The sequence below is a fragment of the Paenibacillus sp. 1_12 genome, from assembly GCF_900114475.1.
Classification (GTDB): Bacteria; Bacillota; Bacilli; order Paenibacillales; family NBRC-103111; genus Paenibacillus_S.
The window spans coordinates 1-9,553 of record NZ_FOTE01000047.1; the positions used below are offsets into that span (position 1 = coordinate 1).

Annotated in this window: 7 protein-coding genes; 1 reads left to right on the forward strand and 6 read right to left on the reverse strand. The window is 46.3% G+C overall.

What is annotated here, in order from left to right; genetic code table 11:
- Positions 1 to 154: 154 nt before the first annotated feature.
- The 6 genes from BM210_RS33685 to BM210_RS33710 form a co-directional block, all read right to left on the reverse strand.
- On the reverse strand, positions 155 to 2,455 hold the full coding sequence (locus BM210_RS33685; RefSeq protein ID WP_091177042.1) for a glycoside hydrolase family 95 protein: 2,301 nt from the start codon (positions 2,453 to 2,455) through the stop codon (positions 155 to 157).
- 58 nt (positions 2,456 to 2,513) lie between these two features.
- A complete protein-coding gene (locus BM210_RS33690; RefSeq protein WP_091177043.1) occupies positions 2,514 to 4,769 on the reverse strand; it encodes a helix-turn-helix domain-containing protein in 2,256 nt (751 codons plus the stop codon).
- A gap of 62 nt (positions 4,770 to 4,831) precedes the next feature.
- Entirely contained in the window at positions 4,832 to 6,433 is a 1,602-nt protein-coding gene (locus BM210_RS33695; protein WP_091177044.1) for a type 2 periplasmic-binding domain-containing protein, read from the reverse strand.
- 67 nt (positions 6,434 to 6,500) lie between these two features.
- A complete protein-coding gene (locus BM210_RS33700) occupies positions 6,501 to 7,376 on the reverse strand; it encodes a carbohydrate ABC transporter permease (RefSeq protein WP_091177045.1) in 876 nt (291 codons plus the stop codon).
- A 15-nt stretch (positions 7,377 to 7,391) separates the two neighbouring features.
- Positions 7,392 to 8,360: an ABC transporter permease gene (locus BM210_RS33705; protein ID WP_091177046.1), complete on the reverse strand. Its 969-nt coding sequence runs from the start codon at positions 8,358 to 8,360 to the stop codon at positions 7,392 to 7,394.
- Between the two features lie 429 nt (positions 8,361 to 8,789).
- Positions 8,790 to 9,143: a hypothetical protein gene (locus BM210_RS33710; protein WP_091177047.1), complete on the reverse strand. Its 354-nt coding sequence runs from the start codon at positions 9,141 to 9,143 to the stop codon at positions 8,790 to 8,792.
- A 72-nt stretch (positions 9,144 to 9,215) separates the two neighbouring features.
- Here BM210_RS33710 and BM210_RS33715 point away from each other — a divergent pair, with 72 nt between their 5' ends.
- Entirely contained in the window at positions 9,216 to 9,488 is a 273-nt protein-coding gene (locus BM210_RS33715) for a hypothetical protein (protein WP_091177048.1), read from the forward strand.
- Positions 9,489 to 9,553 lie beyond the last annotated feature (65 nt).

Consider the following 9,553-nt stretch of genomic DNA (forward strand, 5'->3'; position numbering starts at 1 on the left):
TCAAATCTGAACCATGCCTTTGCCCCGATAAAATCCCTTAACATACAGGTCACTTAACTTGGGGAACAAACTACAGACGGTATTGAGGAAAAAAGTTCCGTTATCTCTCTTCTTTTACGCTTCCTGATTATGGCTATTTTAGACATTCATCCTCTTATTCCTCGGTTAAAGTCGAAACCACCTGCAAGATTTGCGAAGGAACAGTCTCTATAGTAATTAAGGAGCCCTCCCGGATATACGGCAGTTCCTTTCCGCTGCCATCCACGATCCGAACGACTTGTGCCGATCGAATGAGGCAGACACCACCTTTTAAGGACCGCACAACCGCTTTGCGCAGCAGACCTTGCTCCCAATGAATGTCGACTTCAAATCCACCGCGCGCTTTCAAGCCTGTAACGCTGCCCTCTCGCCATTCCGTTGGAAGGGCAGGCAGGAGTTGGATGCAATCCAAGTGGCTTTGCAGTAGCATCTCGGCAATTCCCGCCGTACCCCCGAAGTTGCCGTCAATCTGGAATGGTGGGTGGTTATCAAACAGGTTGGAAAGCGTTGATTTCCGCAGCAGCTCTTTAATGTTAAAGTAGGCCTTGTCCCCATCCCCAAGCCGCGCCCAAAAGTTAATAATCCATGCCCGGCTCCAGCCCGTATGCCCGCCTCCATTGGCCAGACGGAGCTCCAGCGTGGTCCTAGCAGCGGCAGCTAACTTTGGAGTATCACTGACACTGATTGCGGAACCTGGGTGAAGCGCAAACAAATGCGAGATGTGGCGATGGCCGGGCTCAGCTTCCTCATAGTCCTCCAGCCATTCCTGAATTTGACCGTGTTTACCGATCTTCGTAGCTGGCAGCTTAGCCAGAGCCTGCTCCAATTGGTGGCGGAACGGCTCATCTCTATCAAGCATTCGGCTGGCCGCGATGCAGCCCGTAAACAATTCTCTAAGTATCTGACTATCCATCGAGGGCCCATAGCAGAGAGTGCCGGCTTCTCCATTGGGTAGAATATAACGGTTCTCCGGCGACACGGAAGGCGATGTAACCAGATTTCCGTTCCGGTCTTCAATCAGAAAGTCTAGGAAAAACAACGACGCTTCCTTGACAGTCTCATAAACCCGGCTCATGAAAGAGTGGTCCTGCGTAAAACGGTAATGCTCTAGCAAATGAAGGCATAGCCATGCCGCCCCGAGCGTCCAGTATGTAGCCGGCAAATAAATGTCCTGCGGAGCTGTATCCGCCCATATATCAGTATTGTGATGGGCTACAAAGCCACGGCAGCCGTACATTTTCGACGCGGTCCGTTTTCCCGGCTCCCGCATCCGTTCGATCAGTTCGAATAACGGCTCGTGGCATTCAGATAAATTGCATGTTTCAGCGAGCCAATAATTCATTTGAGTATTAATGTTAATCGTGTATTTGCTGTCCCATGGTGGAAGCATCTGATCGTTCCAGACGCCCTGTAGATTAGCCGGGAGAGAGCCCGGACGGCTGCTCGCAATAAGTAAATACCTGCCGAATTGAAAGTACAGTGCGACAAGTCCTGAATCCTCCTTTCCCTGCTGCAGCCGCGATAATCGTTCCGGCGTCGATAATTCGGCAAGTGCTTTATCCGAGCTCCCAAGCCGTAGCGTCACTCTCTGATACAAAGCTCGATAATCGCGAATATGGCTATCCCGAATGGCTGCATATGGCTTGCATGCCGCCCTGTCCAGTGTTTCCTTACAGGCCGCTTCCGGATCGGAATACCTGAACGTCGTAGCTGCCGATAGCATTAAGGTCACGGCAGACGCTCCCTGAACAACAAGATGCTCACCAATGGTTTGCGTCGTACCACCCTCAGGGATCGCCCTGAGCATCATCGCGTAATCAGAACCCCCGGTGCCATAGCAGCTGTTGCTGAGCAGAATGGAATTGTCCCCAGCTTTGGCGGCGTGATCCATATATTTGCCCTTTTTGCGATCAAATCGGGAATAAAACGATACACCCTCAGGGCAGTCAGTTTCGATACGCAGCAGCAGGATGCCGTCGGGGTAACTGGCAAACGCCTCTCTTTTATACAAATATCCGTTTAATTCAAATTGAGTAGCAGCGATGGCCGTATTCAAGTCCAGCTCTCTTCGGTAATGATTGATCTCGCCCTGATGATCATCAAAAAAAAGAAAAATATCTCCAGCCGGCATATAATGACGCTGACTGCAGGGAGTACCTGAAAAGGCCATCTCGGCCAGACGGTGGGTCTCCTTCAACCTTCCGTCAAAAAGCAGCTCCCGCATGAGATCAAGGTGCGCAAACGCATCGGGATTGTTGCGGTCCTGGGGGCCGCCGTACCAAACCGAATCCTCATTGAGCTGGAGTCTCTCCTTCTCCACAAGGCCGAACAGCATGCCACCGATTCTTCCGTTGCCTATCGGGAGCGCTTCATTCCAGTCTTTGGCAGGTTCGTTGAACCATATTTTTGAATTCATCACGGTCTCCATCCTTTGTCTCGGTTTTATTTGATTATCATCGATACTAAGAATCGCTCTAATTGGTCTCAGCCTTCAGCTGGATACGATATTCGCCAGGGGTGACGCCTTCCAATTGCTTAAATCGGCGAATGAAGCTCGAAACGTTATAATAGCCAACCTCCTCCGCGATTACCTTCAGAGGCACGTCCTGCGCCACCAATAACCCCTTGGCCCGCTCCATACGTAAATTCGTCGTGTAATCCAATAAGGTTTGCCCATACTGATCTTTAAAAAATTGGCTTAGGTTCGGTAATGCCATCCCGAAATGACGAGCCATATTCTGAAACGAAAAGTCGCACAGGTGATAATGCTGCTGGATGTATTCCACCATATGTTCCGCCGAGCGGAGCCCATTTGTCTCGTTTTGTACACTTTGAAAAGCAGCGCAAAGATCTAGACACATGGACTTAATCAACTGCTCAAAGTCATCAATTGTATCAAGCCGCTCCAGCGAAAATACATCGGGGTAGTTGGATAGGCTCTGATCATTGATCCCCATATCCGTCCATGTGCGGTTGACCGTCCGGATGATGTCAAAGACGAGCCCCCTTGCAACAACGAGGGGTAGCTGGTTTTGCCGGATATAGGACAGCATGTTGGACAGGCTCGATTCGACCTTGGTAGCGTTCCCTGTCCGAATGGATTGCCTCAGCCCTTCCATTTCCTGGTGCGGATATTCTTCCTGTGCAGGTTGATTCACCGGAATGTCCTCGAAATAAATTGTCCGGTCATACCCCTGGATGAAGCGGTAGCCGATTGCCGTATAAGCCTCCAGATATGAACGAGGAATCTCATGCAGTTCCGAGACGTTGCCAACTCCGATTGTGACTGATTCATTCAATCTGCCACGAATCGCTTCCCTAAAGCTACTCAACAAATGGGTGTACGTTGTTAATTCGATGCCATCCGTTATGGTGAGGAAAATATACCTATTCTTCTCCAAATGCTCCAAGCCATAGCCTGTAAGCTCTGAAGGCAGCAGCTTCTCCATCTCGGCTAAAGGTAAATGACGCTGCAAATCGAGCGTAGCCGGATACTCCATTATAGCTACACGAAACAAAGAGCCCCGAATCGGAAAATCAATCTCATCGCCATACAGACGCAACTCCTCCGCGGATGAAAAGTCGCCTTTAATCAAGGAGAGCAGCAACTGCTTCCTAGCCACAAACGCATGGTTTTTCACCCTTTCATCCAGCTTGCGTTTTTGGCTAGCCAACGAATTCAGCGCATAACGTACCGTTTCCAGCTCGTTTAAGGATGGCTCGTTACTCCGAAACATCTGCTCGGTATCCAGCTTGAGTTGGTGAATCGGACGGTAATTCCAACGCATACTGTAGAAGATGAAGACGGCTCCAAACAGCAGAACGATCGTCACTCCGTATATAAACATTTGCTTGGCCCGTTCTAATTTATCCAGCACCAGCCTCACCGGAAGCAACGTCGCATAGGTCCAGCCTGTCTGCTTGGACTTTATGGCAAACAAGTAATGATCCGCTGTACCAACGGTGACCTTTCGATAAGACTGGGTCATATCCTCATTGACGAGCTGTAAGATAGTATCCGCTCTAAGCTCTCTCGTTTCGCCAAGGCCGGTAACAATCTGGTTATTCTGATCCATCACCCAGGTTGATCCACCAGTCGAAGTATGATTTGCTAATAACGTTTGAAATGCTTTTTCTTTTATTAAATAAACCACGGTTGCATAAGACTTATGCTGATAGGGAAGCACGGGCACGATGATCCTCATCAGACGCTCCTGCCCCTTACTATCCATGGATGGCGGCCTGATCGTCCTGACAGATAACGCATTCAAGTCCTCTATCACCTGCGCCTGCGTCCAATCGGCAAATTGATAGATTTGAGTCGTAAGGTCCGAAAGCGCATACACGCTTCTACTTGTATAAACCGTGTCTTCTCCGCGATAATACAACCATATTTCATCTATAAAGGGATTCATCTTCTGGTATCGCTTGAGTTCGGACGTAATTCCCCAAGCTTTATACCCCCGATCATCGGAAACTCTGAATTGGGACAAGCGGTTATCCTCCAGCATTAATTGGAAGGTCGTGTCTTCTACCCGCTTTAGCTGCTCATCCAATACATACCTGACTTTATCAAGTGTATTCAGATTCCCGGATATCGTCTCGTCCAGCAATTTATCCACGAACACGTTATACACAACGAGCGTCATCAGTGAAATAGGCAGTAGCAAAATGATCACATACGAAAACAAATATTTCATAAAAATCCGGTACGTATTGGCCCGCCTCATAAGGTTCCTCCTCCCTTCAAATAGATGAAGGCTGGATACTTCGCGTATCCAACCCTGCTGCTTTATTTTCTGTTTTGATACCGTTCATATGCGGTTTGATAGATTTGTATAGCTTCATCGATCCCCATCTTTTTCAAGGTGGCAACGAACTTATCATAATTATCGACAGGCTCATTCCCCATAATAAACTTGATCCACATTTCTTTGACATACGTATTCACTTCACTCATTATGCTGCCGAGCTTTTGACTCTCCTGTCCGTTAAAGGAAATTGGAGGTATAAGCAGCGAACGGTCGGCTTTAAACCACAGGTCATTGGCCTCCACGGCCTCAGGATATTTTAGCTCAAATGCGGCCCAAGCGTCAAAATCCATAACCTTCACCATGCCTGTAGTAGGTAATGCGTATTTCTTCACAGCCTCTGAAGGCTCAAAGCCATCCGAGCTTTTGAACACCTCATCGGTAAATTTCTTTTTACCGTTCTCAACCTTATAGCTTTTCCCCTCAATGCCCCAGTTCTGAAGATCGCTGCCATCCGGTCCAATCATATAGTCAAGCAGCTTGACCGCCGCAACCGGATCTTTGGCCTGCGAGCTGATGAAGGCACCGTCCAGCGGAACGTTCTGCACCATCTGAGTATGTCCGCTGTACGATTTGCCTGCTGCTCCAATCGGGGGGGACAAACCTAGTAGTTTAAAGTCAGGCACCTGACTCTTCAGCAAATCCTTATAGGCATTGACTCCCGAGATGACGCCTCCATAGGAACCAATCGAATTTTTGGCAAATTTGGCTTCAAACGCTTTTTTATCCGTAGCAGCGAACTCCGAGTCGATTAATCCTTCTTTATACCATTTGTTCATTGTAGATACATAATCCTTGTAAGCCGGTTCAATAGGTCCGAAGGTGACTTTACCCGTTTTCGGGTTCAACTGGAATTTATCCGGAAGTATCCCCCAACTCGTAGCAAACGCGCTTATACTGCCCAAAGAATCGCCGCGTTCTCCTAGAGGGATTTCATCCTTTACTCCATTGCCGTTCGGGTCCTTCTCTTTGAAAGCCTTAAGCACGGTATACCATTCGTCAATCGTTCCGGGCGGCTTCAAGCCCACCTTGTCCAGCCAGTCAGCCCGAACCATTTGACCCGAGTAGGCGATCCTGTGAAGGTCTATATCGATTTGCGGAAACTTGGCAATGGTGCCGTCGTCCAGCATAATCTGCTTTCTAATCTCCGGGTGCTCCGTCAATATTTTCTTATAATTAGGAGCATGCTTGTCGATCAGATCATTCAGCTTAATAGCGACCCCATCCTCCACCAGCTTGGCGATACCACCGGGATAATTGCTTGGTGCATAGACGATATCGGGATAAGTGCCTGAAGCCAGCATAATGTTAAACTGGGACCCGTCGCCAGGCTGCTGGAATTTTATGCTCGTATTGGTGCGCTTCTGAATTTCCTTGTAGGCTTCAACTTCCTCAAAGCCTTTGACAGCCTTGGCATTAATATTGGTGTTCATGAAAAAAGTAAGCTCAACCGGCTTTCCCGAGGAAGCGCCTTTATTACCCGGGTCTTGAGCGGCCGGAGCGGAATCGGATGAACAGCCGGCAATCGTTGCTGCCCCGAAAGTAAGTGTTAACAATAAGCCTGTCACATGGTTTTTATTCATTGGTGTACCCTCCTATTTAATCATACAATTTATTGGACATCTATTCATCTAGAGCAGCCGCTACTGCTTACCCTTTGAGTGCTCCAATCATAACTCCCTTGGTGAAATGCTTTTGAATGAGCGGGTACAAAACAAGAATAGGAAGCGTAGCGACGATAATCGTGGCGTATTTGACGACCTCGCCCAAGAAAGGGTCGCTGGCCGAGGATAAATTCGTTATATCGCCTGTACTGTTCTGAATCAAGATTTCACGCAGCACGAGCTGTAAAGGGAACAAATCGCGATCTCGTAAGTAAATAAGCGCATTCGCCCACGCATTCCAATGCGATACCCCATAGAACAGGACCATCACCGCTAACAGCGGGACCGACAGCGGCAGAATGATTTTGCTGAATACCGTCCAATCCGAGGCTCCATCCATCTTAGCGGCTTCCTCCAATTCGTAAGGGATCGCTTGGAAGGAGGTTCGCATAATAATCAAATTCCAAGTGGCGATCAAACCGGGTACTATAAGCGACCATCGGGTATCCAGCATGCCCAGATTTTTCACCAGCATGTATTCGGGTATAAGCCCTCCGCTGAAGAACATCGTTACTACGATCATCATCATCATATACTTTTTCCAGTAAAGGTCTTTGCGCGACAATACAAAAGCGAACAAGGCGGTGAAAAATACGTTCATTACGGTTCCGACTGTGACATAGATGAGCGTATTTGAATACCCGATACCAATCATAGGATTTTTCAAAACCAGTTTATAACCTTCCAGGTAAAAGCCTGCCGGCTTCCATAACACTCCGGTTTCCTTCACAAGCTCTGACGGCGTGCTTAACGATGCGAAGAGCACGAACAAAAACGGATACAACGTTACAAGCATTAACAGACTAAGAAACACATAGTTGCATGTGTCGAATATTTTGTCGCCGAGGCTCCGTTTAATCAAGTTGTCCCCCTCCTTCTACCATAGGCTAGTTTCATTCACTTTACGGCTTATCCGGTTTGCAATGACCAGCAGCGTAAAGTTAACAGCCGAATTGAACAGGCCGACGGCCGTACTATAGCTGTAATTAGCCTCCAGTATCCCGCGACGATAGACGAAGCTCGAAATCACATCGCCGGTTTCGAAGGTTTGGGAATTGTACAGCAGGATGATCTTCTCAAATCCGACGTTCATCATTCCCCCTATTTGCAGGATGAGCAAAATAACAATCGTCGGCATAATACCCGGCAGCGTCACATGCCACATTTGCTTCCAACGGTTGGCCCCATCGACCGTCGCCGCATCGTACAGCTGCGAGTCAATAGAGGTTAATGCCGCCAAATAAATAATTGATCCCCAGCCAATACTCTGCCAAATTCCGGAACTGATATAAATAGTTCTGAATAGTTTTGGATCGAGCAGTAAATTTTCTCTTTCCCCTCCAAACCATGCGATGATCGAATTAATCAAACCCGCTTTTAGCGAAAAATCAACCAGCATTCCGCAAATAACTAACAGAGATACGAAATGCGGTAAATATGTAACCGTTTGCGCCAAACGCTTAAAAAAGCTTTGCCTGATTTCATTAAGTAGAATTGCTAATATGATAGGTGCAGGAAAAGCAAAGAGTAGTTCATACACATTTATCAGCAGCGTATTTCGCAGCACCCTGAAGAAATAATGACTACCGAAAAAATCATAGAAATGCTTCAGTCCGACCCAATCGCTTCCGGTTATCCCTTTGGAAGGAATGTAGTTTTTGAAAGCGATAATTGCCCCGTACATCGGAACATACTTAAAAATGACGTAGTATGCGATACCGACCAAGGACAGCAAATACAAATATTTATTTTTAATAAAATCTTTGCGCAGCATGGTGAAATACTCCACAATCCGATGCGTACCGGGTTCTGACTCTCGGTTCGCATATACGGTCGTTCTCGACATCTGGCTTCCTCCTCTCTCGTGTTTGTTAACACCTTTACCATAGCAACGAGAAAACGTTTTCACAATGCACAATAATTATGCGCAAAATTTATTAGCCATTTTAAGGATATTTCGTTTTTTTATGTAGATGTTGCCTTCATCCATGTCACTGGATTTGTAGGAGCATATAAGACACTTGCAGCATTCATTTCCCCCCCTTTTTTTACTCATATTAAAAGGTTAAATGACAAAAAGCACCCGTTCTGGATTCTTGCCACAACGAGATGCTTTCCCGAGAAATATGTAATCCACACGGGTTTTCGAATTAAAAACAGTAGTCAGACTTCGTAAAATAAGTGTTAGACTGACCCCCAGTAATAAACAACGGCAATCATAGACGGGAAAATAAAGTCCTAGATTCCGCTGTTTTATTGAACTATAAGTTCTTCGTTAGTTTAACGTCTTATTAGCAAATTTCGGAGTTGGAAACTCTATAATTTGAATATTAAATAGATCCAGGACCGCAATAATAGCTAAAGCTAAACCGCTATTCCATATCACATCAATCCAATTTTCTTCAAATTTCTTAGTGCATTCACTAATAAAAGCCTGATCGATAATGATTGGAGATGCTACGGGTAACTCAGAGTAGAGATGTTCCTTAACACCAACTTTATCAATCATCCACTTTAGCCCTGCGTAGACTCCCATAAAGTATTGATCTGTTGCATTCTCATGTGTATGTATCCACTCACGCAATTGATATTTTCGCTCCTGAGTCATCTCCACAGTAACAGTGAACATTAAAATCACCTCTTTTAATGATTTGATAAAATAATTTAATATTGAAACAACCAATCAACCTGTGGAGGTAACATGAAACAGTTCAGTCCTGATAAAGTTCCTGCAGATATGTTCACTAAGGCGAGGCTGAAGAAAATGGGGCTATTCCCCATTTCCGAACACTCTGCTTATATTACTTATCCCCCAAGTAAAAGACGTTATAAGTTATACAAACTTGATAACGCACGCCCAATTGACAATACTGTAGGATATTCTTTACTCATCGAAGCTAGTAATTCATCAGAAGAAATAATAAGCACCAAAGAGAAGCTACGAGAAATCAGTAAACGCCTTAAACCCATATGACTCAATTTAACCAGCTATATCCCAAACTTACATCAAGGCGTTACTTCGTTAAACTGCCCGTTAGG

What these genes read in the sequence shown, in the direction of transcription:
- BM210_RS33685 (WP_091177042.1), bottom strand. Translation starts at nt 2,455, where the DNA reads ATGAATTCAAAAATATGGTTCAACGAACCTGCCAAAGACTGGAATGAA.
- BM210_RS33690 (WP_091177043.1), bottom strand. Translation starts at nt 4,769, where the DNA reads ATGAGGCGGGCCAATACGTACCGGATTTTTATGAAATATTTGTTTTCG.
- BM210_RS33695 (WP_091177044.1), bottom strand. Translation starts at nt 6,433, where the DNA reads ATGAATAAAAACCATGTGACAGGCTTATTGTTAACACTTACTTTCGGG.
- BM210_RS33705 (WP_091177046.1), bottom strand. Translation starts at nt 8,360, where the DNA reads ATGTCGAGAACGACCGTATATGCGAACCGAGAGTCAGAACCCGGTACG.
- BM210_RS33710 (WP_091177047.1), bottom strand. Translation starts at nt 9,143, where the DNA reads ATGTTCACTGTTACTGTGGAGATGACTCAGGAGCGAAAATATCAATTG.
- BM210_RS33715 (WP_091177048.1), top strand. Translation starts at nt 9,216, where the DNA reads ATGAAACAGTTCAGTCCTGATAAAGTTCCTGCAGATATGTTCACTAAG.